Below are 22,577 nucleotides of genomic sequence, written 5' to 3'. Positions count from 1 at the left end.
GGCGGGATGAGGAAGTGGGCTGGCATACACTCTGTCTCGCTCACTCCTGTCAATGAGGGGAGCGCTGCCACTCAGACGGCTATTCGTGAGGGGTTTCCGGTTGGCGTATGGGCTTTGCAATCGCCATGAAAACTCAGCGCAACACACACCTATTCGTGAGGCTTCCATGTTGAAAATGGTATTTCAAACCACTCCATCAATGATCATCGAAAGCGGTGCGTCGACCCGGCTCGCCGATCATGTTCGCGCCAAGGGCTGCAAATCGGTTTTGCTGGTGACCGATGCGGGGGTTATTGCGGCTCGGCTACTGGATGCGGTGCTCGCCGGTTTCGAGGGCCAGGACATAGCCGTCAGCGTGTTTTCCCAGGTACAGGCCGACCCGCCGGAGTCGGTGATCCTGGCCGCGGTGGATGCCGCGAAAAGCTGTGGCGCCGATTGCGTGGTGGGGTTGGGCGGCGGCAGTTCGCTGGATGCCGCCAAGCTGGCCGCGCTGTTGGCGAGCAGTGGCGAGTCGTTGAGTCAAGTCTATGGCATCAACCAGGCCAAGGGCCCGCGCCTGCCGCTGATTCTGGTGCCTACCACGGCAGGGACCGGTTCGGAGGTGACTTCGGTCTCGGTCGTGACCACCGGTGCCGGTGAGAAGAACGTGGTTTATTCGCCAATGCTGTTGCCCGACCTGGCGGTGCTGGATGCGGAGCTGACCCTTGGCCTGCCGCCCCACGTCACTGCAGCGACCGGTATCGATGCCATGGTCCATGCCATCGAGGCCTATACCACCAGGAACCTGAAGAATCCGATTTCCGATTGCCTGGCACGAGAGGCGCTGCGTCTGTTGTCCGGCAGTCTGTTCCAGGCCTGCCTGGATGGCAGCAACCTGCAAGCGCGGGAGAACATGTTGCTGGGTGCCTGCCTGGCGGGCATGGCGTTCGCCAACGCGCCGGTGGCGGCGGTGCATGCCCTGGCGTATCCCCTCGGCGCACGTTTCCATATACCACACGGCCTGTCCAATGCACTGGTGCTGGGGCCGGTGATGCGCTTCAATCTCGAGGCGGTGGCGCCGCTGTATGCGCAACTGGCCGATATCGTCCTGCCTGGCAACCTGGGTACCGATACGGAAAAAGCCGCTACGCTGGCCAACTACCTTGGCACCCTGGCCGGTGAACTGGGCCTGTCGACCCGCTTGCGTGACCTGGGCATCGTCGAGTCCGACATCGAGGCGCTGGCTAACGATGCGATGAAGCAGCAGCGCCTGCTCGGCAACAATCCGCGGCAGCTGTGCCTGGAAGATGTGCGCTCGATCTACAGGGAAATCCTATGAGCAACAAACTCAAACGGCCGTGCCGGGACGAGTTTCGGCATTTCACCAAAGTGCCGACGCGCTTTGGTGACAATGACTCCTTTGGGCATGTGAACAACGTGGTCTACTACTCGTACTGTGAGTCGGCGATCACGGCGTTCCTGGTCGAACAGGGCACCCTGGACATTGCCAACAGCCCGGTGATCGGGTTGATCGTCAATTCCGGTTGCACCTACTTTGCGTCCATCGGCTTCCCCGACCAGGTCAATGTCGCAATGAAAATATCCCACCTGGGTAACAGCAGCGCACGCTACGAGCTGGCACTGTTTCGCAACGATGAGCATGAAGCGGCCGCAGCGGCCCATATCGTCTATGTGTACGTCGACCGCGCCAGCAACACCTCGGTGCCCATCCCGGAAACGGTGCGTTGTGTACTCGCGAGACTCGCTGACTAAGCGAGTCGGCTCGGTCATACTCCAGTTTGCTGCTTGTCGGTTTTGCCACGGTGGCAATGAGCGGCATTCTGGAGAGGACACCATGATCAAACCAACCCCTGACAAGCCGGGCGTGCAGGTCGAAATTCCTGCCCAGCCGCGCAAGGAACCGCGGCAGGCACGCTCGATCGCGCTGGTCACGGCCGTGAAACAGGCCGGCCGGCAGATTCTCGAAAGCGAGGGACGGGAAGCCTTGAACGCCATGCGCCTGGCCGAAGACTCAGGGGTGGCGATCAGTTCGATCTACGAGTACTTCCCGACGATGGAGTCGTTGATCGCTGCAGTGTTTGATGATTACCGGACTGAAGCCCGCATCGGACTGTACGCCGACATTATGGCGCTGCCGTCTGGCACCACTCTGTTAGACGGGATTTTGCTGGCCTTGCGGGCCGTACTGGCCGCCCATCACAAGAAAACCCTCTACGATCCTGGGTTCAGCGTGCGCTCCACTCATTATGACGAGCTGGTGCGACTGGATGTGGTCAAGGCCAAGCAGCTTTGGACCGCCACCGCGAGTTCGGCCTTGATGAAACGCTTTGCCAGCGAAATCCGGGTCAAGGACCGGGAAAAGGCCGAGTTTCTGGTTTACCAGACCTGGTCGGTGCTACCTCGGGCCATGCTGTTGGAAAGACCGGGCTACCTCACTGACGAGGACACGCCCAAGTTGATGGCGCGCATGCTGCACGCAATGTTGACTGACCCGAGCCCTTGAACCGCGTACAAAGCGACGCCCCGCAAGCGGGGCGTCTGGTATTACGCAGCGCAGGCGGCGTGGAGGCTCAGATACCGATGCACAGGTATTTGATTTCCAGGTAGTCCTCGATGCCGTACTTGGAGCCTTCGCGGCCCAGACCCGAGGCCTTGATGCCGCCGAACGGCGCCACTTCGTTGGAGATGATCCCGGTGTTGACGCCAACGATGCCGTATTCCAGCGCTTCGCCCACACGGAACACACGGCTCAAGTCGCGAGCATAGAAGTACGAGGCCAGGCCGAATTCGGTGTCATTGGCCATGGCGATCACCTCAGCTTCATCCTTGAAGCGGAACAGCGGTGCCAGCGGGCCGAAGGTTTCTTCCTTGGCGACGGCGGCATTGCGCGGCACATCGACCAGCACGGTCGGCTCGAAGAAGGTCCCGCCCAGGGCGTGCGGCTTGCCGCCGGCGACCACACGAGCCCCTTTGCTCACGGCATCGTCAATGTGCTCCTGGACCTTGGCCATGGCCTTGGCGTCGATCAGGGGACCTGTGGTGATGCCGTTTTCCAGGCCGTTGCCGATGTTCAACCTGGCCACGGCGGCGGTGAGTTTTTCGACGAAGGCATCGTAGACGCCGTCCTGGATGTACAGGCGGTTGGCGCAGACGCAGGTCTGGCCGTTGTTGCGATACTTGGAAATCAGCGCGCCCTCGACGGCGGCGTCCAGGTCGGCATCATCGAACACGATGAAGGGTGCATTGCCGCCCAGTTCCAGCGAGACCTTCTTGATGTCCTTGGCGCACTCGACCATCAGCTGGCGGCCGATTTCGGTGGAGCCGGTGAAGGTCAGCTTGCGCACGATCGGGTTACCAGTCAGCTCGGCACCGACTTCGCCGGCACTGCCGGTGACCACGCTGAACACGCCTTTTGGAATACCGGCGCGCTCGGCCAACTCCGCCAGGGCCAGGGCCGAGTAGGGCGTTTGCGAGGCCGGCTTGAGGACCATGGTGCAACCGGCGGCCAGGGCCGGACCGGCCTTGCGGGTAATCATCGCCGAAGGGAAGTTCCACGGAGTGATGGCGGCGGTGACACCGATCGGCTGCTTGAGCACCATCAGGCGCTTGTCGACCTGGTGACCGGGGATCATGTCGCCATAGACGCGCTTGGCTTCTTCGCCGAACCACTCCAGGAAGGAGGCGGCGTAAGCGATTTCGCCACGGGACTCGGTCAGCGGCTTGCCTTGTTCGAGGGTCATCAAGCGGGCCAGGTCTTCCTGGTTGGCCATCATCAGATCGAACCACTTGCGCAGTTTGTTGGCGCGTTCCTTGGCGGTCAGGGCGCGCCAGGCCGGTAATGCCTTGTCGGCGGCCTCGATGGCGCGCCGGGTCTCGGTAGCGCCCATCTTCGGCACGCTGCCGATGATTTCACCGGTGGCCGGGTTGTTGACCTTGAGGGTCTGGCCGTTGTCGGCATCTACCCATACACCGTCGATATAGGCTTGCTGGCGGAACAGTTTCGGATCGTTGAGTTGCACGCGTGATTCCTCGCTGCTTGGTTATCGTTAATGGGGGGCTGCGATGGATGCCGCCACAGGGGCGGGTTTGACAAAACTGACGCCAGAACTTGTGAGCTGTTCGCGGACCTTGTCGACGATGTACGCACCGATCGGGATGGCGGAGGTCGCGGCAGGTGACGGAGCGTTGCAGACGCTGACGCTGCGAGCGGTGTTGACGAACAGGAAGTCGTCGATCAGCTTGCCGTCCAGCGAGACAGCCTGGGCGCGGACACCGGCCGGGTAGGCGGTGAGATCGCTCTTGGTGAGGCTCGGGCAGTACTTCTGCACTTGCTTGAGGTAGCCACCCTTGAACAACGAGTTTTTCATCTCGATCAGTCCGGGGCGCAGGTTCTTCTTCAGCACCTTGAGAATGCCCGGGGTGGTCAGGGTTTCGAACATATCGGACAGCGAGACATCGGTCTTGCGATAGCCTTCGCGCTTCATCGCCAGCACCGCGTTGGGGCCGACGGTGACGGTGCCGTCGATCATGCGGGTCAGGTGCACGCCGAGGAATGGCATGGACGGGTCCGGGATCGGGTAGATCAGGTGGTTGACGATCTGGTTGTGCTGCTTGGGCAGCAGGTAGTACTCGCCCCGGAACGGGCAGATGATGAAGTTCGGCTTCATCCCGAGCATGCGCACAACGCGGTCGGCCATCAGGCCCGAGCAGGTGATCAGGAAGCGCCCGTGGTGCTCCTGGTCGCTGCAGCGCACCACCACTTCCTCGGGACGCTCATCGATGGCGACTACTTCGCTGTTGTAGCGGATCTCGCCACCGGCGGCTTCGAATTCGCCGCCCATGGCCGCAGTGACCTGGGCGTAGTTCACGATGCCGCTTGAAGGCACGAAGATACCGCCCAGGCCGACGATGTTTGGCTCGCGCTCGCGCAGTTCGGCGGCCGTCAACCAGTCACGCTTGATGCCATTGGCTGCAGTGCGTTCCCACAGCGCGCGCATGCGCTCCATTTCCAGCTCGTTGGTGGCCACCAGCAGCTTGCCGCACTCGTCATAAGGGATGCTGTGCTTGGTGCAGAAGGCCTTGGTGGCCTTATTGCCTTCCAGACAGAAACGCGCCTTCAGGCTGCCCGGGGTGTAGTAGACACCGGCGTGGATCACGCCACTGTTGTGGCCGGTCTGGTGCCTGGCCGGGCCGGACTCTTTCTCCAGCAGGAGGATTTTGGCGTCCGGGTAAACCTGGGCCAGTTGCATGGCCGTGGACATGCCCACGATGCCGGCACCGATGATGATGAAGTCGTACACAGCCATTAGCCTGCACCCACCTGAATTACGTTCTTGTTGGAAACACCACCACGCGTGGCGGCCCTCGTCGGTTCAACCCTTGGCAAACCTTATTGGCCGCGCTGGTACAGGGTTTTCTGGTAACTGATGTAGCCACGCTGGCGCATCAGTTCACGACGCAAGCCCTGGTGGGCGATAAAGCGGTCACGGCCGTGCAGCCAGAACATGTTGTTGACCAGCACGAAGCTGCCGACCGGCACCGGTACCGACAGTTTCTGCGGGCTGCCTTCCAGCGATTCGCTCAGGGCGTTCAGCCAGACTCCTTCCTCGAAGTCTTTGGGCTGCACGAACTGGTCGATGTAACGCATGGTCGGGCGACCTTCGGCGTCGTTGTCGAACACTGCGTGGAACACGTCTTCGCGCACGTTCTTGCTGGGTGGTGCGGTGAAGCGCATTTCACGGCGAGCCAGTGGGTGAGTGTAGTAGTGGTGCAGATCTTCCCAGTCATCCAGGTGCAGCAACAGGGAGTTGCCGCCTTCCATGTTCTGCTCGTCGATCTTCATCATCATCACGTAGTCGGTGCGCTCCTGGACGAAAGTGCCGTCGTTGTGCAGTTCCATGACCCGGTGTGGCTGACGCAGGTAGCTGTCGGAGTTGTCGGTGTTGAGCACCACAAAGCGAGCGTAGAACTGGCCGCTCATGGCATCGAAGTTGGAGCGACCGATCAGGTGGGCGACTGCAGAGGAGAACTTGACCATGTCATCGGCCTGGGACACGTCGTTCAAACCTTCAGGCGTGATCAGCATGCCACCGGTGGCGCGGTCCAGGATGGTGTTGACCAACACCGGGCGCAGGGTGCCTTCGCACAGCTCGTCAAGGATCTGGGCGATGCGGAAACGCAGGAACGACTTGTACTCCAGTGCCTGGACCGGCCACTCGGCCACCGCCTTGACGAACGCGTCGACGGTTTCCTTGGCGAATTTCAGCTCAAGCAGGCGCGGCGACTGGCTGGAAGGGGTAAGGGTGAAGCCCTTGCTCTGCGATGGCAGAGGCATCACAAGGTCCTGAATTTGAGTAAAGGCGTTCATGGCAACTCCCGGGCGAAGGTAGTGATTGGCGCCTTCCAGCAGTGGTCTGGATCTGGCAGAAGAAAAGTATCGCCATAAAACAATAATGTCTACATTTTTATAGTTAGGCGACAAAATGTGAATTTGTCGAATGTTTTTCGTCTGATAGATGTTTGGGTATGATTGGGGTTTGGCAAGTTCTGGAGCAGCACCTTGGATAGCGTCACCCCCAGGCTCAATTCTGCATTCAGCGGGTATGAGCGGCTCAAGCTGGACATCATCCGTGGCACATTCAAGCCCGGTGAAAAACTCCTCATGAGCGGGCTCAAGGAGCGCTATGACCTGGGTGTCGGCCCGCTGCGCGAAGCACTTTCGCAGTTGGTGGCAGAACACCTGGTGGTGGTCATCAGTCAGAAAGGCTACCGCGTAGCCCCCATGTCGCTGTCAGAGATGCAGGACATCTATGATGCTCGCGCCAATCTTGAAGCCATGATCGTGGGCCTGGCCATCGAGCGGGGTGATGACGCCTGGGAAGCCCAGATCCTGGCGCAGTCTCATACCTTGTCAAAGGTCATGGACGTGACAACCCGCGAAAAGGTGCTCGACGTTTGGGATGAGCGGCACAAGGCCTTCCACAGCGCCATCGCGGCGGGTTGCGGTTCCAGGCAATTACTTCAGGCGCGTACTTACCTGTTCGACCAGGCCGAGCGCTATCGTCACTTGTGGTTGACGCAAACGGTGTTCTCCGAAGAGGCCCTGGCGTTGAAGCGCAAGGAACATGCCGCGCTGGTCGAAGCCATTCTGGCTCGCGACACCGTTCGAGCGACAACCCTGATGCGCACCCACCTGATGACGCCGGTACCCATCATTGTCGAGGTGATGCAGCGCGACGAGTGGGCGAAGCTTTCCTGATAACGGGCAAACCAATACAACGAGAAAGGCTTCCCGATTGCTCGGGAAGCCGCGCTGATGACCGCTGCGCAAATGACGGGTTACCCGGTGCGGCAGGGTAGTGCCCTGCCGGGACAGTTCAGCGATTGACGACCCTGGCCGGCAACGCCAGCACCAGCAGCGAGCTGGCAAGCAGGCAGGCGGCGAAGAACCATAGGGCAACCTGTGGGCTGTGGAAGTGGTCCATCACCGCTCCCATCAGCGAGTTGCTGACCAGTCCGGCGATGTTCGCAACCGAGCAGGCCAGGGCGAAGCCGGTGGCAGCCGCGGTGCCTTTGAGGAAGGTGGCCGGCAAGCTGAAGAATACCGGCACCGCGCCAATGATGGTCAGCGACGCCAGGGAGAACAGCAGGACGGTGATCGCGACATTCTGGGTGTAGAACGTCGCCATGAACATCGAGGCCGCACCGATGATAAACGGTACGATGATGTGCCAGCGGCGTTCGCGATGCTTGTCGGAACTGGCGCCGATGGCCAGCATGCCGATCAGCCCGGCCAGGCTCGGAATGGCCACCAGCAAGCCAATGTCGCCGGGGTTGGAGACGCCCGCGTTCTTGATGAACGTCGGTAACCAGAAACCCATGGCATAAGCGCTGAGCAGAATCGAGAAATCGATACCGCCGAGCATCCACACCTTGAGGTTGAAGAAGCCGTCCCGGAACGAATGTCCGCCGGTGTTCTCGCTTTCGTCCTTGGCCAATACGGCTTCCAGCTCGCTTTTTTCGCTGTCGCTCAGCCATTTGGCCTGGCGGATTCCATTGGGCAGTACGGCAAAGCACAAAAGACCCAGGACCACGGTCGGGATGGCTTCGAGCAGGAACAGCCACTGCCAGCTGTGCAGGCCGCCGACGCCATTGAAGTTGCCCATGATCCAGCCGGAAATCGGGCTGCCGAGCATGCTCGAAAGCGGCAGGCCGATCATGAACAGGGCGATGATGCGGCTGCGGCGGTACGAGGGAAACCATTGGCTCAGGTAGTACAGCACGCCTGGCAGAAAACCGGCTTCGGCGGCGCCAAGCAAAAAGCGCAGGGTGTAGAACTGCCACTCGGTGGTGACGAACATGGTAAGGCCCGACAGCAGGCCCCAGCTGATCATGATGCGTGCGATCCAGAGCCGCGCTCCGACTTTTTCCAGCACCAGATTACTCGGCACTTCAAACAGGATATAGCCGACGAAAAACAGCCCGGCACCCAGGCCATAGGCGGTTTCGCTCATGTGTAGCGTGTCGAGCATCTGCAGCTTGGCGAAGCCGACATTGATTCGGTCCAGGTAGGACGCCAGGTAGCAAAAGCACAAAAACGGAATCAGTCGCCAGACGATCTTGCGATAGGTGTCGGTGGTGGTGGCCTGGGCCAGGCTCACGGTGGGGGCGTCGCTGAATGACATGATGGATCTCCTGGATCTGCCGCGAAAACACAGCGGCGCAAAGCGATTCATAGGGGGCAGTTCAGGAAAATAGGCTTCTGGACGGCCTTTTTTATTGTGTGTCCACCTCAAGAGGCGGTTTGCTCTTCATCGTCCGTGTGATGGCAGTGCACGAGCGAGGCGCAGCCATGCAGCGCCCGCGTCGTTGTTACCATCGGTGCGTCAGAGGCGGCTCAGGTAATCCAGTGCCTCCTGCTTGTTGATGACGTCGCCGTACTTGTTGTCGATATCGAACAGGTTTGCCTCGTGGGGCGCCTCGTGCCGATCCCCGACGCACTGGCGCACGACGATGGTTCGAAAACCATGTTGCACGCCATCGACGGCCGTCGCCCGGATGCAGCCACTGGTAGAGCAGCCGGCAAGGATCAGTGTGTCGATTCCGCTGGCCAGCAACATCGGTGCCAGGGAGGTGCCGAAGAATGCGCTGGCGTATTGCTTGCTCAGCACTACTTCTTCAGCCAGGGGCAGTACTTCGGGGCAGAACGCGGCCAAAGGGTTCCCCTCGACCATGTCCTTCATCACCGGGGCCTTTTTCACCCACATGCCGCCATCGGCGAAATGGCCGGGATGATAGCGAATGTTGGTGTGAATCACCGGGATGCCTGCCTGACGAGCCTTGGCCAGCAACGCAACGCTTTCGGCCACGGCGTCGACAACGCCGGGTGCATAAAGGGGCGCGCCCCGGGTAGTGTACCCCTGCATGAAGTCGATCATCAGCAGCGCGGGGCGGTCGCCGAAACCGATGCGATTGCCCCATACGCCTTGGTAGTTGTCCTGTGCACTGGCCATGTCAAGATCCTCAGTAAGCGCCCGACAGCAGGGCGCCCGCGCCGGGTACGATCGGCTCCAGATCCAGCGCCTTGAGCATTGCGTAAGTGGTGGCGATGGCAGCGGTCAGCACCGGTTTGCCGGTTTGGGCTTCGACCTTGGCCACGGCGCTCAGGGAAGGCATCTGCACGCAGGCGGAAAGCACGATTACATCCACACCCTCCAGGTCGAGGTCGGCCACTATCCCTGGCAGGTTGGCCGGGTCATGGCGTGCCACGGCCAGGTTGTCCGGGATTTCCAGGGCGTGCCAGACCTTGACTTCGATGCCTTCATGCTCGATGTAGTCGACCACGAGTTCAGTCAGCGGCTTCATGTACGGAGCGACCAGGGCGATGCGCTTGGCGCCCAGAACCTTCAACCCGTCTACCAGCGCGCCGGCACTGGTGATGACTGATGCGTCAGATTCGTTGTCGCGTACCACTTGCCCCAGGCGCTGTTGTGATTCGCGATGATAGCCGCGCCCCATGGCCATGATCGCCACCAGGCAGGCGTAACCGAGCACGTCGACTCGAGCGTCGGAGAGCTCGAGCGCGCAACGGTCAGACTGGGCATCCATGGCCGCCAGCTCTTCTTTTTTCACGTGCTTCATGCGCATGCGGGAAGAGTGAAAGGTGAAGCGCTCCGGGCGGATCAACTGACGGGCCGTCAGCATGGCCGGGATTTCGGTCTCCATCGTGGTGTTGGAGCTTGGGACAATCTGGCCGATGCGATAATGCTTGTTCATGAGTGTCTCCGTATCAGTTGAATGAAGGGTCGAGGAAGTCGCCGAGAGCATCGAAAAATCCGCTGAAATCGTCCCACGGGATCATGTGCCCGGCGTCCCTCACGTGGCTGACCTGCAGGGCCGGTTGCAAGGCGCGAATCTCGGCTTCGTCTTCGGGCAGAATCACCCCGCCCTTGCCAGCGACCATCAACAGGGCAGGGCGTGTCAGCAAGGGGAAATCCTGATGGATGTCGACCGTATGGAAGTCCTCGTAGGCCTTCACGATGGCGGGCTCATGGCAGGTGTGCAGCCATTCGGCGCGCAGGGCTCGCTGCTCTTCGGTCCAGGTCGGGCAGAACGTGCGCATGTCCTCGCTGTTCATGCCGTTGAGTGACTGGCGAATCGAATCGACGTACCACGGCAGCTTGCCGGGGTATTCGCGACGGCCGGGCCCTGACACAGGTGGGTCGACCAGTACCAGGCGGCTGATCGGGGCCTGAGGGTGGCGAGTTGCGGCACGCAGAATAAAACGCGCGCCCATGGAGTGGCCAAGCAGGTGGTAGTCGGTCAGTCCGAGCGCTTGGGCAAATGCCGGGATGTCGTCAGCGCAGGTGTCGGTGTCATAAGCCAGTTGCTCCCCGGTGGACGATAGCCCGCGGCCTCGTGCGTCGAGCACGTAGGTATCGAAGTGCTCGGCAAGGCGTTCAGCCACAAACCCCCAGGTGATGGCCGGGCTGGTAATGCCCGGAATCAACAGCAGTGGCTGGCCTTTGCCGCCGTAGCGCAGATAGTGCTGGCGAATGCCGTTGGCCTGAACGTTGCCGCCATGGAGGAAGTTGCTCATGCCGCCGATTCCGATTTGAGGGGGTGGGAATACAGGTCGTAGTCGAAGACCCAGGCTGGATCTTCCTGGGTGCGCAACCAAGTGTTGGCATTGGAAATCGTCTGCACGCGTGAGGCGCGTTCCTTGCGGTTGGCCTCATACAGCCGGAAGCCGGTGCTGTAGTCGTTCAGGCCGGTTTCCTGCAGGCAACGTGCGAGCATCGCGCCGTCTTCGATGGCCATGGCTGCGCCCTGGGCCATGTGCGGCTTCATCGGGTGGCAGGCATCGCCCAGCAGCACCAGCCGGCCTTTGCTCCAGACGGGCAGGGGCTGGCGGTTGAGCAGCGGCCATTTGGTGATGGACTCGGCGTTTTCGATCAGCGCCTGTACCGAAGGGTGGTAGCCCTTGAAGGTGTTGAACATTTCTTCCTTGGAGCTGCCGATGAAGCTGGCGTTGCCACCTTCCCATTCAGCCTGGGGCACCCCGCTGACGAAGTAGTACTCGTCGCGTTTACCGGTCGTGTAATAGACCATCAGATGACGGTCCCCCGACCACCACTTCACGCAATCTTCGAATTTGAAGTCGTACTTCGCCAGTTTGCTGCCCGGGATCAGGGCGCGATGTCCGACCCAGCCGCTGTAGGTCGGAGCCTCGACGCCCAGCAGATGTTCACGGACTTTGGAATTGATGCCGTCGGCACCAATCACGATGTCGGCCTGGGCGTGTGTGCCGTCGGCGAATTGCAGGCGCACTTCACTGCCGGTGTCTTCGATACTGGCCAGGTGTTTGCCGAAATGCACGCTTCCCGGTTTCAAGGTCGACATTTGCAGTGCGTGCAGATCGCCGCGGTGCACGGTGATGTAGGCCGCGTCGTATTCCTTGCGGGCGAACTCGCCCAGGGGAATGCGGGACAGGTATTCGCCATCGGCACTTCGGCTGAACCAGAAGTCGGGATGCGAGCCCATGTTTTCCAGCTGCTTTTCAATGCCCATGCGCCGAAAGATCTTCATCACGTTCGGGCCCATATGGATGCCGGCACCCAACCGGGAGAACGCTGGGGCCTGTTCGTAGACATTCACTTCAAAACCGGCCTGTTGCAGCGAAGTAGCGGCGGCCGCGCCACCGAGGCCGGCGCCAATGATGGCAATTCGTTGTGTTGTGCGCATAACGCTCATCTCTTCCAAAGCCGATCACCCGGGAGCGGGATCGGATCGCAATTACAGTGTATGCACTCTTTTATTTTTTTTGGAAGTGGATGTTTAAAAATTCTATGGTCAGCCTTTTTTTGCGCTCGTGTTTCATTTTGACCATGTATAGCTGGGTTGTGTTACCGATGTTCCCATTGTCATGAATGGCTTGTGTCACAGATAAAATCGATTAATATTTGCCAATAACCAATGTGTACATTATATATTTGCACCAGTTCAGCGCCGGTCGCGCGGATTTGGTGCGTTTAATCAGTGAGAGGAGAAGCGAAATGGCTGTCAGTGATGGTGAGTTGGTTCAGATGTTCGAGCACGTGCTCAAGCTTTCGCGAGTCGACTCGAGTCAAAGCGTTGCCGTGCTTAAAAGCCACTACTCCAACCAGCGTACCGTGCGGGCCGCCACCGAGGCCGCGCAACGGCTGGGCGCCAAGGTGTATGCCGTGGAGTTGCCGGCTTTCAATGCGCCGGTGGCGATGGGCAATGACATGACCGCGTATTGCGGGGATACCGCATTGACCGGCAACCTGGCGGCCCAGCGGGCGCTGGAGGCAGCGGACCTGATTATCGACACCATGATGCTGCTGCATTCCCCCGAGCAGGAGCAGATTCTCAAGACCGGCACGCGGATTCTGCTGGCGGTGGAACCCCCGGAAGTGCTGGCGCGGATGTTGCCCAGCGAAGCGGATAAGGTGCGGGTACTGGCGGCCGAAGAGATGCTCAAGGCCGCGCGCTCGATCACTGTGCGCTCTGGTGCCGGCAGCGATTTTCGCGCGGCGCTGGGTCAGTATCCGGCGGTGACCGAGTACGGCTTTGCCGACGAGCCGGGGCGTTGGGATCACTGGCCCAGTGGTTTTCTGTTCTCCTGGCCCAACGAGGAAACCGCCGAAGGCGTGCTGGTGCTGGACATTGGCGACATCGTATTGCCGTTCAAGAACTACTGTCGCGAGCGCATCACCCTGGAAATCGAAAAGGGATTTATCACCAGTATTCACGGCGGCTTTGAGGCCCAGTACCTGCGTGAGTACATGGCCTACTTCAAGGACCCCGAGGTGTACGGCATCTCGCACATCGGTTGGGGCCTGCAGCCGCGCGCCCAATGGACTGCGATGGGCCTGCACGACAAGAACGACGGGATGTGCATGGACGCCCGCGCGTTCTACGGCAACTTCCTGTTCTCCACTGGCCCCAACACCGAGGTAGGCGGCAAGCGAAAAACCCCTTGCCATCTGGACATCCCGCTGCGCAATTGCGATATCTATCTTGATGATCAGGCCGTGGTGCTGCAGGGCGATGTGGTTGCGCCCGAAGCTTCCAGGGCTCGTTGAACCAGGCTCGAACCCGGCTTCGATACGGCTCGCGGGGCTGTCTGAACGCGCATCGAGGCTTGGGTTGAGCTATCGTAGGTCCCCTTCCTGTTTCCTCGGACATCTCCCCACAATGCGTTCTACCGATTACTCCTACACCGATCAGGTCGGTCACTGGATGCGCAAGGCCTACCAGCGTCATATGGCGATCTTCCAGCAAAACGTCGGCGAGTCGCAGTTGACGGCGGTTCAGTTCATTACGTTGTGTGCCATCCGCGATAACGGTCCCAGCTCCCTGAGCGAGCTGGTGAAGATGACGGCGGTCGACCAGGCGACCATACGTGGCATCATCGAGCGCTTGAAGGCCCGGGACCTGGTGGTGCTGGGGCACGATGAGCAGGATAAGCGCAAGGTGATTGTCAGCCTGTCCAAGGCAGGCCTTGCGGCCGTGGAGCAGACGGTTCCCTGTGCTCAGGAGATCAGCGAGCTGACCATGAGCAACCTCAACCCGGGTGAGCGCGTGGCCCTGATGTTTCTGTTGCGCAAAATGATTGACGATCCGCAAGAGCAAGACAGCCAGGCATAAGCACCCTCGTAAATTTTTTCCTATTCAGGTCTTGGCACCGATTTTGCCTTTTCATGTAGTAAGCACTTCATGAGTTGGTTGGTAACATGATGAATAAGGAAGTTTCTGCGACAACACCGGTCAGTATTGCGTGCACGGTCAACGGGCAAGCCGTGAGCTGCACAGCCATGGCGGACACGCCGCTATTGTTGATTCTTCGCAATGACCTGCTGCTGAACGGCCCCAAGTACGGTTGTGGGCTGGGTGAATGCGGCGCCTGCACCGTCATTGTCGATGGCAAGGCCGGGCGCTCCTGTGTGTTGCCGTGGGCCGGCATGTCCGGTCGCAACATCACCACGCTCGAAGGGCTGGGTTCCCGAACGCTGTTGCATCCGGTTCAGCAGGCGTTCATCGAGGAGCAGGCGGCCCAATGCGGCTATTGCCTCAATGGCATGATCATGACCACCAAGGCCCTGCTTGATCGTAACCCCACTCCCAGTGATGAAGAGATACGGCGGGCGCTGGCGGCCAACCTGTGCCGCTGCGGCACTCACCTCGAAATTCTCAAGGCGGTGCAGCGCGCCGTTCAGCTTTGCCGGGAGTGCCCTCACTGTGACTGATGCAATTTCTACTGTTCCTACCCAGGCGCAACTGCGCGCACGCGATGGCGTTTTACTGGTGGTCAATCAGATTCAGCCGCCCTCAGGGCCTGTGCCCAAGGGCCAACAGCCGGTGCTCAAACCCATGGAGCTTGGGTTGTTTATTGCCCTGTGCGACAACGGCGAGTTCTATGCCTTCAACGGTCACGTAGACCTGGGCACCGGTATACAGACTTCATTGGCGCAAATCGTGGCAGAAGAACTTGACCTGCGCATGGACCAATTGCGCATGGTGCTCGGCGATACTTCGCGGGCGCCTAACCAGGGTGCAACCATTGCCAGCGCCACCCTGCAGATCTCGGCGATTCCATTGCGCAATGCGGCGGCGGAGGCGCGCCGCTGGCTGCTGGAAGCGGCGGCGCAGCGCTGGGGGGTGGAAGTCGCCAGTTTGCGCATCGAGGCAGGCTGCATTCTGGGGCCGCAGGCCCGGCAGATTCCGTTCGAGGCGTTGATCAAGGGACTGCACGTTGAGCTGAGCATTTCGGGTAATGCGCCACTCAAGGCGGTCGAAGACTATCGACTGGTCGGGCAGAGCTCTTCCCGGATCGACATCCCAGCCAAGGCCACCGGTGAGCGCACGTTTGTCCATGACATGCGCGTGCCCGGAATGCTGCATGGGCGCATGGTTCGGCCGCCCTATGATGGCTACGACACCGGCCCTTTTGTCGGCACCAGTTTGCTCGGCGTCGATGAGTCTTCGATCGCGCACCTGCCCGGCATTGTGGCGGTGGTGGTTATCGGCGATTTTGTCGGTGTGGTCGCCGAGCGCGAGGAGCAGGCGATCAAGGCGGCGAATGAGCTCAAGGTCAGTTGGAAACCCTGGCAGCATCACCTGCCGGATCTGCAGAATGTCGAACAGGCGATTCGTGACAATCCGCACATCGAAAGGGTCGTGCACGACACCGGCAATGTCGATGCTGCGCTCGCCTCGGTCAACCGTCGATTGACTCGCAACTATCTGTGGCCCTACCAACTGCACGCCTCCATCGGGCCGTCCTGCGCGGTAGCCGATTACCATTCCGAGGGCACGCGCCTGTGGTCCGGCACGCAGAACCCGCACCTGTTACGGGCGGATCTGGCCTGGCTGCTGGAGTGTGACGAGCAACTGATCGAAATCATCCGGATGGAAGCCTCTGGCTGTTATGGGCGCAACTGCGCGGATGACGTGTGTGCCGATGCGTTGTTGCTTTCGCGGGCGGTCGGCAAGCCGGTGCGCGTGCAATTGACGCGTGCGCAAGAGCACGTCTGGGAGCCCAAGGGCACGGCCCAGTTGATGGAGGTGGACGGCGGCATCGATGCTGCCGGCGATCTGGCGGTCTATGACTTTCGCACCAGCTATCCCTCCAATGGCGCGCCGAACCTCGCATTGCTGCTGACGGGCCGAATAGAACCTGTACCCGTTATTTATGAAATGGGCGACCGCACCTCCATTCCGCACTATGAGTACCCCGAGCTGCGCGTGCGCATCAATGATATGGCGCCTATCGTCCGGGCGTCCTGGTTGCGCGGGGTCTCGGCGCTGCCGAACGTGTTTGCCCATGAGTCGTATATCGACGAGTTGGCCTTCGAGGCCGGGGTTGACCCGGTAGAGTACCGCCTGCGTTACCTGCCGGACGAGCGCGCTGCCGAGCTGGTGCGCTCCACTGCCCAGCGGGCGGCCTGGACCCCGCGCACCGAGCCCTGCCAGACGCCGGCCGAAGATGGCGTGCTGCGTGGGCGCGGGTTTGCCTATGCGCGTTACATCCACAGCAAGTTCCCGGGCTTTGGTGCTGCATGGGCTGCGTGGGTGGCGGATGTGGCAATCGACAAGGCCACCGGCGAGGTGGCGGTGACCCGGGTGGTGGTGGGGCATGATGCCGGAATGATGATCAACCCGGCCGGTGTGCAGCATCAGATCCACGGTAATGTCATGCAATCCACCAGCCGGGTGCTCAAGGAGCAGGTGACATTCGAGGAATCGCGGGTGTCGAGCAAGGAGTGGGGCGGTTACCCGATTCTGACCTTTCCCGAGTTGCCGGCTGTCGATGTGATGATGATGCCACGTCAGAGTGAGCCACCCCTCGGGGCCGGTGAGTCTGCGTCGGTACCCAGCGCAGCCGCTATCGCCAACGCGATTTTCGATGCCACGGGCATTCGTTTTCGCGAGCTGCCGATTACGCCCGAGCGAGTGCTGGCAGCGCTCAAGCTCAAAGAGCCTGCCGATCCTCAAGACCCGATTGGTTTGCCTTACGCTGCCCCGGTCAAATCGAAGCGGCGTAAATGGCTATTCGGCGGGGTCGCGGGCCTGTTCGGCGCAGCCATGGGCATTGGCCTGACGGCGATGCCGTGGCGCCTGGAAATTCCCAGGGTTGCAGCGCCCACTGCGGGAACCTGGAGCGCCGCCACTCTGGAGCGTGGCCGGCTGCTGGCTGAAACGGGTGATTGTGCGGTCTGCCACACCGGCCCCAACGGCACGGTCAATGCCGGTGGGCTGGCCATGGACACACCGTTCGGCAAGCTCTACAGCAGCAATATCACTCCGGATCCGGCGACGGGTATTGGCAACTGGTCATTCAGTGCTTTTGATCGAGCCATGCGCCAAGGGGTCAGCCGTGATGGAAAACACCTGTATCCGGCCTTTCCCTACACGGCCTTTCGCAACATGAAAGAGGCTGACATGCAGGCGCTCTACGCCTACCTGATGTCCCAACCGGCGGTATCGAGCACGCCGCCGGCCAATAGCATGATCTTTCCGTTCAATGTTCGCCCGTTGATGGCTGGCTGGAACAGCTTGTTTCTCGAACGGGGTGAGTATCAGGACGTTCCCGGGCAAAGCGAGCAGTGGAACCGTGGCAACTACCTGGTCAATGGACTGGGGCACTGCGCGGCCTGCCATTCGCCGCGCAACCTGATGGGGGCAGAGAAGGGGGGGCGTGCGTTTCTGGCGGGCGCGGTTGTCGACGGTTGGGAAGCGCCACCGCTGGCGGGCATGGCTACAGCTTCGGTGCCCTGGAGCGAAGAGCAGTTGGTCGAGTACATGCGCACGGGTTTCTCCAATGAGCATGGCGTGGCAGCCGGTCCCATGGGACCGGTGGTGTCCGGGTTGGCGACGCTGCCTGAAGCGGATGTTCGGGCGATTGCCAATTACCTGATATCGCTGCCGGGTGAAAAACTTGCCGCGCAGCGCACGCCGGCCAAGGTCAATGTGAGCCTGCGGGTGGCCGATCTGGCGGCAGGACGGAGAATTTTCGAAGGCGCGTGCCTGGGCTGTCACAGTGCCGCGCAAGGCGGCCCGGTTCTGTTCGGTATCAGCCCGTCCATGGCGGCCAACACCGGCGTGCACAGTGAGCGGCCCAACAACCTGATACAGGTGATTTTGCAGGGAATTGAAAGCCCGGCGAACGGTGACCTGGGGTACATGCCGGCGTTCAAGGCGAGTTTTTCCGACACTCAGGTAGCGGATCTGGTGGCGTACCTGCGGGCAGAGTTCGCCCCGCAGAAGTCTGCCTGGCCAGAACTGACCAAACAGGTTGCGTGGCTGCGTGCCAATCCGGGCAGCCATTGAAACAGACGCCTAGTGATCAATTTCCGGTGTTTTACGAAGGCCCCGCAACACCTGGTCGCACGCATAGCTCAACCATTGGTCCCTGGCATCCGGGCGGGTCAGGTCGGTGTCCAGGAACGCGCCCAGGGTGTGGAGGTTGGAATTATAGAAATAACAAAGCGAGGAAATGAGCAGGTAGACATGATTGATTGTGACGTCTCGACGAAACAGGCCCTGTGACTGGCCAGATTCGATGATCGGCGCAAGATTACCCAGCGCTTCTCCGGAAAGGGCCTTGAGCACGGGTGACTTTCTGGAGTGGCTCGCCTTGTGCAGGTTCTCGGTGTTGAGGATGCTGATGAACTCCGGGTGTTGAATGTAGTAATTCCACACGAAACCAATCAATTGCTGCAGTGCGCCAACCGGGTCACTGAGATCGAAACGCTGGCGACCCTGCGCTTCGTTGAAGCTGCAGTAGATACTTTCCAGTACGCGGATGAACAATTGCTCCTTGCTTTTGAAGTAGTAGTAGATCATCCGGTCATTGGATTTTGCCAGTCTCGAGATTTTCTCGATGCGCCCTCCCGAGAAACCGTCCTGGCTGAAAACACGTATGGCGGCCTTCAGAATACGCGCACGGGTCAAATCCGCTTGCTGGGCGCGGACTCCTGTATTTGATGTGGGCATTGGCTCTCCTGGGCGTACGGATGATCCATGATACGACATGATGCAAAAAAGGCTGGCGCGTCAACTCGCTAAAAATGTCCGATCAACCCGCTCTCAGGGCAAACAGACCCTACCAAAAGCGGTCGGTGAAACAGGACCGCTACTGTCTCCATAATTGGGGCATTTCACCCACCCAACCGGGCGTTTATCACCTGATTTGAGGAATATTCCCCTCCTCACCCTTTCTCTCGACTGAAACACTCAGAAATAGCTGGTTAATTCATTTGATTTTTTTTCGCGCTATTGAAATGGCTCATTAGTTGCACCCCCCCCTGGTACCCATAACCGCTGTCGTCCCGGACATCCTGGAGATGGCTGGGTTTGCCGATTCGGCATGACGCGAGGGGTGAAAATTGAAACGCGGACACCGCCATGCAACTCCATCGCCTCTTATGAGGAGCTTCCTATGAGTTCCATGATCAAGATTGGCATCGTTGATGATCACCCGCTGTTAAGGGATGGGGTCACAATGGCGCTGAAGAAAATAGCTGACTTTCAGGTGGTCGGGCAGGGCGAGTCTGCCGATGATGCCCTGGAAATTGCCGCTCGTTTTGCACCGGATGTTTTGCTGATGGATCTAAACATGCCGGGCGATAGCTTTGCTGCCGTGCGAGCGATCTCAGCTTCTTCACCAGCAGTCAAAATTTTGATGCTGACGGTATCTGAGTCCATCGAGGACGCCTATACCGCCCTCGAAGCGGGCGCGCAAGGATATGTGTTGAAAGGCATAAGCGGTCATGAGCTTGTACAAGCCATCAGAAATGTTGCCGGTGGTGAAACCTTCATTACACCCAAGCTTGCCAGCAAGCTGTTAAGCAATTTCAGAAAGCACGCCGGTGATAAGCAAAAGGTCGAGCTGACCCATCGCGAAGAACAAGTTATCCGGGAGGTATCGAAGGGCCTGACTAACCGCGAGGTCGCTATCAAGCTTGAGCTCTGCGAGAAGACAATCAAACACTACATGACGAATGTCATGTACAAACTACGGGTTCGTAACCGCACGCAGGCAGTCGCAGCAGTGAGACGGCATTGGGAGAGTGACCATATACCTGGCTTATGTGGTGTTCTTCAACGCCGCGACTTGAATGACAACGGTAAGACAAGTAACGGGCGATAAGCGCTTGCGGTTACTTGGGTGCAACGATCATTTTGGCACGGTGATCAGATCTTGAACTGCGCCCTGGCTTTGGTACCGGCATGGGGCGCCGATTCAATGATGAATATTCCGCCGAGGGATTCGACGCGATAGCGCATGCCGACAAGGCCCAGATGAGTTCTACCTCGACCTGGCGCACTCGGTTTTTCGGATGAAATACCCACTCCCGCATCCTCGACTTGCACTTCCAATAGCCCTTCGCAGTAAGAGGCGCTGAGCTTTTGGCCTTTTCCTCCGGCGTGAATATAGGCATTGTTCAATGCTTCCTGGGCGAAGCGGTAAATACAAATTTTATGCGCTATCGGTACATCCTCTGGAAGAGTATCAAGCTCCAGTTCGACTCGCGTCTCGGTTCGCTCTTCGTGCCGCTCGGCAAGCAATACCAGCGCATCGTGCAGGGTCAGATCATTGACTTCCGGAAGTGCCAGGCCGAGTGATATTGCCCGCACTTCATTTAAAGCATCCTTGCCGGCACGTCTGATCATGTCGAGGACTTCCCCATCTGAGGCGCCTTGCGAATCTTCGAGCTCTTCAAGGCGAAGGAGAATAAGAGACAACAGCTGAGCAGGACCATCATGAAGATCTGCGCCGATCCGACGAAGAGTGAGCTCATTGATTCTGGAGAATTCGCGATTGGCTGTAGTGACTTTGCGCTGAAGGAAGGCATTATTTGAGTGCAACTTTGCTTGCTCATGCATTCGCCATTCAAGTGCCGCTTCATGCTGCTTTATTATCTTGTCGTCACGCCGAACGATAAAAAATAACAATAAAAGCATGGCTATCGTTGCTGTACCAACAATCACCCATACTTTCTTGCGAACGTTATTGATTTCGCGCTGTAACGCTTCCGCGGTTTCGTAGAACTCCCCCACCGCAACAATCTTTTCAGTACCCGCTTCGCGCAGTGGAGCAAAAATTTCATAGAGCGGAATATTCAGGCTTCGCTCAAAAGCATCCTCAGTAGCATCCGCAGTATTATCCTCAAGATCATTGTCCAGCTCTGTATAGATCTTGCCTGTCAGCGCCTTTGAGATCTCCTCTGTCGGAAAATGTTTTTGAACCGCGGATTTGTCGGTGCTGTAGACAATCGTGCCGTCTGGAAGCCAGATCTTCACCGAGACAACATGTGTACTGAACGAGGTGCTGGACAGCAGGTGATCAATGGTCTGAATAGTGCCATAGGGGAGTTCTTTGGCAGTGGTTAATCCCTGGACGAAAGGTTCGAGGAAGTTCTGCATATAACGCGCCCCCGTCTCTGCCGCCGTTTGAACCGTTGCTTCTTCGATACTCTGGCTTACGAGGTTTCCAACGAACGTCATGGTCAAACCCAGAATTATTGTGGCGCAGATCACGAACTGGGTTGAGCGGCTTAAATGGCGCAATTTCGCACGGGTGCCCTGGCTCCCGGGCACGCCATCACTGGACGTTTGGCCAGTATCTGATTCGACCAAGGTCTGATCCGAATCATTGACCAAGGTCTCAGAATTTGATTGGGCTTTCGTCTCTGTACACATCCGGGTAGCCCTTCAATACTCATTTTTAATGGAGTGTATAGCTAGCGTTTGAGGTTGAAGGCGGGAGGCGCGATGAATAGTTCAAAAAGATTCTCGATCGATCTGGATCATCGCTATTTCCGGCAACAACGGCCGGGGGTTATTACCAATAGTGTGGTCGGCCATTCGTGCCCTGTACTGTCACCTTACGGCCATACAGGCCAGGATGGAAACGTCTGCACGCTTGGTGTTCAAGTCAAACTCGGTTCACTTGAAATCTCTGTTGAGAAAACGTTCCAGTGCAATTTTCAGTACGACCGCGTGGGTGTTCCACTTAATCAGAACCATACCCATGGTTCCAATGATTTCCTGACTCCGCCACCAGGCGTGTGGAACCCGTCTCCAATACATACTAGTCAATTCGTGGTCGATGCCCGTTTGCTCATGGATAAAAGGCTTGTTGACGAAGCCGCATGGAGGCAGAACCGTGCCATCACCCCTCAGGAAGTCCCGGACTATGGCGATCTTCGCGAGCATATTCCGGCCAATGACTCTGATCGCTGGATGTGTGGCATCTGTGACAAGCCCCCTATGCCTGAGAGAGCTACATGGACAAATGCATAGAGCCCCGATACGTGACGGGGCCTTTAGTAAGTTGCACCTTCTATTCAACCTGCATTCATGGGCCGTCGCCTCCTTGAGGCGCAACACCAGCCTGTAAATACGGTTGCCATGGGGCATTGATCCTCAGTTGAGCACTGCTGATCGCACGCGATTCAGCAAGGGCTCGGTGCGGCCGTGAAATCAGGTTCCGTCGTTCAATTTTCGATTTCCATTTATGGGGTTCAACACTAAACCACGCGTTTGCA

Annotated in this window: 20 protein-coding genes; 10 read left to right on the top strand and 10 right to left on the bottom strand. The window is 59.1% G+C overall.

The genetic code is table 11. From position 1 onward, the window contains the following. The first annotated feature begins 166 nt into the window (after positions 1-166). The 3 genes from AC3ITY_RS23620 (at position 167) to AC3ITY_RS23610 (ending at position 2,503) form a co-directional block, all read left to right on the top strand. Positions 167-1,318, top strand: coding sequence for an iron-containing alcohol dehydrogenase (locus AC3ITY_RS23620; RefSeq protein WP_489305293.1), 1,152 nt, complete (start codon positions 167-169; stop codon positions 1,316-1,318). Further along, the gene (locus AC3ITY_RS23615; RefSeq protein ID WP_223531916.1) at positions 1,315-1,752 is read left to right on the top strand and encodes an acyl-CoA thioesterase; all 438 of its coding nucleotides are present in this window, start codon (positions 1,315-1,317) and stop codon (positions 1,750-1,752) included. Before AC3ITY_RS23620 ends, AC3ITY_RS23615 begins: the two co-directional genes overlap by 4 nt. Positions 1,753-1,834: 82 nt before the next feature. Then, positions 1,835-2,503 (top strand): TetR/AcrR family transcriptional regulator, encoded by a 669-nt coding sequence (locus AC3ITY_RS23610; protein ID WP_489305291.1) that lies wholly within the window; start codon positions 1,835-1,837, stop codon positions 2,501-2,503. Between the two features lie 67 nt (positions 2,504-2,570). On the opposite strand, the gene gabD is transcribed toward AC3ITY_RS23610, so the two are convergent. The 3 genes from gabD to glaH all read right to left on the bottom strand — a co-directional run bounded on the left by gabD (position 2,571) and on the right by glaH (position 6,367). Beyond that, positions 2,571-4,019 carry an NADP-dependent succinate-semialdehyde dehydrogenase gene (gene gabD / locus AC3ITY_RS23605; protein WP_046038009.1) on the bottom strand — a complete coding sequence of 483 codons (1,449 nt, stop codon included), beginning with the start codon at positions 4,017-4,019 and terminating at the stop codon, positions 2,571-2,573. Between the two features lie 27 nt (positions 4,020-4,046). Further along, the gene (gene lhgO, locus AC3ITY_RS23600) at positions 4,047-5,300 is read right to left on the bottom strand and encodes an L-2-hydroxyglutarate oxidase (protein ID WP_489310982.1); all 1,254 of its coding nucleotides are present in this window, start codon (positions 5,298-5,300) and stop codon (positions 4,047-4,049) included. Between the two features lie 89 nt (positions 5,301-5,389). Beyond that, positions 5,390-6,367: a glutarate dioxygenase GlaH gene (gene glaH, locus AC3ITY_RS23595; protein ID WP_489305290.1), complete on the bottom strand. Its 978-nt coding sequence runs from the start codon at positions 6,365-6,367 to the stop codon at positions 5,390-5,392. A 192-nt stretch (positions 6,368-6,559) separates the two neighbouring features. Here glaH and csiR point away from each other — a divergent pair, with 192 nt between their 5' ends. Continuing rightward, positions 6,560-7,258, top strand: a complete 699-nt coding sequence (csiR, locus tag AC3ITY_RS23590) for a DNA-binding transcriptional regulator CsiR (protein WP_223443327.1) — start codon at positions 6,560-6,562, stop codon at positions 7,256-7,258. A 118-nt stretch (positions 7,259-7,376) separates the two neighbouring features. Here the strand turns inward: csiR and AC3ITY_RS23585 are convergent, their stop codons facing one another. The 5 genes from AC3ITY_RS23585 to AC3ITY_RS23565 all read right to left on the bottom strand — a co-directional run bounded on the left by AC3ITY_RS23585 (position 7,377) and on the right by AC3ITY_RS23565 (position 12,243). Further along, positions 7,377-8,684 carry an MFS transporter gene (locus tag AC3ITY_RS23585; RefSeq protein WP_489305288.1) on the bottom strand — a complete coding sequence of 436 codons (1,308 nt, stop codon included), beginning with the start codon at positions 8,682-8,684 and terminating at the stop codon, positions 7,377-7,379. Positions 8,685-8,885: 201 nt separating this feature from the next. Beyond that, complete coding sequence (locus AC3ITY_RS23580) at positions 8,886-9,512, bottom strand: N-carbamoylsarcosine amidohydrolase (protein ID WP_223531908.1); 627 nt, start codon at positions 9,510-9,512, stop codon at positions 8,886-8,888. Positions 9,513-9,522: 10 nt separating this feature from the next. Then, entirely contained in the window at positions 9,523-10,275 is a 753-nt protein-coding gene (locus AC3ITY_RS23575) for a maleate cis-trans isomerase family protein (protein WP_223454553.1), read from the bottom strand. Positions 10,276-10,288: 13 nt separating this feature from the next. After that, positions 10,289-11,098: an alpha/beta fold hydrolase gene (locus AC3ITY_RS23570; RefSeq protein ID WP_489305287.1), complete on the bottom strand. Its 810-nt coding sequence runs from the start codon at positions 11,096-11,098 to the stop codon at positions 10,289-10,291. Next, positions 11,095-12,243, bottom strand: coding sequence for an FAD-dependent monooxygenase (locus tag AC3ITY_RS23565; protein ID WP_489305286.1), 1,149 nt, complete (start codon positions 12,241-12,243; stop codon positions 11,095-11,097). The genes AC3ITY_RS23570 and AC3ITY_RS23565 overlap by 4 nt, the downstream gene beginning before the upstream one ends. Before the next feature lie 311 nt (positions 12,244-12,554). Here AC3ITY_RS23565 and AC3ITY_RS23560 point away from each other — a divergent pair, with 311 nt between their 5' ends. From AC3ITY_RS23560 to AC3ITY_RS23545, 4 genes are all read left to right on the top strand, one after another. Then, positions 12,555-13,607: a 2,5-dihydroxypyridine 5,6-dioxygenase gene (locus AC3ITY_RS23560; protein WP_489305284.1), complete on the top strand. Its 1,053-nt coding sequence runs from the start codon at positions 12,555-12,557 to the stop codon at positions 13,605-13,607. Between the two features lie 112 nt (positions 13,608-13,719). After that, positions 13,720-14,172 carry a MarR family winged helix-turn-helix transcriptional regulator gene (locus AC3ITY_RS23555; RefSeq protein WP_489305283.1) on the top strand — a complete coding sequence of 151 codons (453 nt, stop codon included), beginning with the start codon at positions 13,720-13,722 and terminating at the stop codon, positions 14,170-14,172. An 89-nt stretch (positions 14,173-14,261) separates the two neighbouring features. Then, positions 14,262-14,771, top strand: a complete 510-nt coding sequence (locus tag AC3ITY_RS23550) for a (2Fe-2S)-binding protein (RefSeq protein ID WP_489310980.1) — start codon at positions 14,262-14,264, stop codon at positions 14,769-14,771. Then, the gene (locus tag AC3ITY_RS23545) at positions 14,764-18,354 is read left to right on the top strand and encodes a molybdopterin cofactor-binding domain-containing protein (protein WP_489305282.1); all 3,591 of its coding nucleotides are present in this window, start codon (positions 14,764-14,766) and stop codon (positions 18,352-18,354) included. Before AC3ITY_RS23550 ends, AC3ITY_RS23545 begins: the two co-directional genes overlap by 8 nt. Positions 18,355-18,363: 9 nt before the next feature. On the opposite strand, the gene AC3ITY_RS23540 is transcribed toward AC3ITY_RS23545, so the two are convergent. Further along, on the bottom strand, positions 18,364-19,020 hold the full coding sequence (locus AC3ITY_RS23540; RefSeq protein ID WP_489305281.1) for a TetR/AcrR family transcriptional regulator: 657 nt from the start codon (positions 19,018-19,020) through the stop codon (positions 18,364-18,366). A gap of 445 nt (positions 19,021-19,465) precedes the next feature. Here AC3ITY_RS23540 and AC3ITY_RS23535 point away from each other — a divergent pair, with 445 nt between their 5' ends. Then, on the top strand, positions 19,466-20,176 hold the full coding sequence (locus tag AC3ITY_RS23535; RefSeq protein ID WP_489305280.1) for a response regulator: 711 nt from the start codon (positions 19,466-19,468) through the stop codon (positions 20,174-20,176). A 44-nt stretch (positions 20,177-20,220) separates the two neighbouring features. Here the strand turns inward: AC3ITY_RS23535 and AC3ITY_RS23530 are convergent, their stop codons facing one another. Further along, complete coding sequence (locus tag AC3ITY_RS23530; protein ID WP_489305278.1) at positions 20,221-21,729, bottom strand: sensor histidine kinase; 1,509 nt, start codon at positions 21,727-21,729, stop codon at positions 20,221-20,223. 72 nt (positions 21,730-21,801) lie between these two features. On the opposite strand from AC3ITY_RS23530, the gene AC3ITY_RS23525 reads away from it, so the two are divergent. After that, a complete protein-coding gene (locus AC3ITY_RS23525; RefSeq protein ID WP_489305276.1) occupies positions 21,802-22,332 on the top strand; it encodes a hypothetical protein in 531 nt (176 codons plus the stop codon). Positions 22,333-22,577 lie beyond the last annotated feature (245 nt).

It is taken from the genome of Pseudomonas sp. GL_091 (assembly GCF_057837725.1).
The sequence above is the reverse complement of the archived record's forward strand: the minus strand, read 5'-3'. Positions and strand labels throughout refer to the sequence as shown.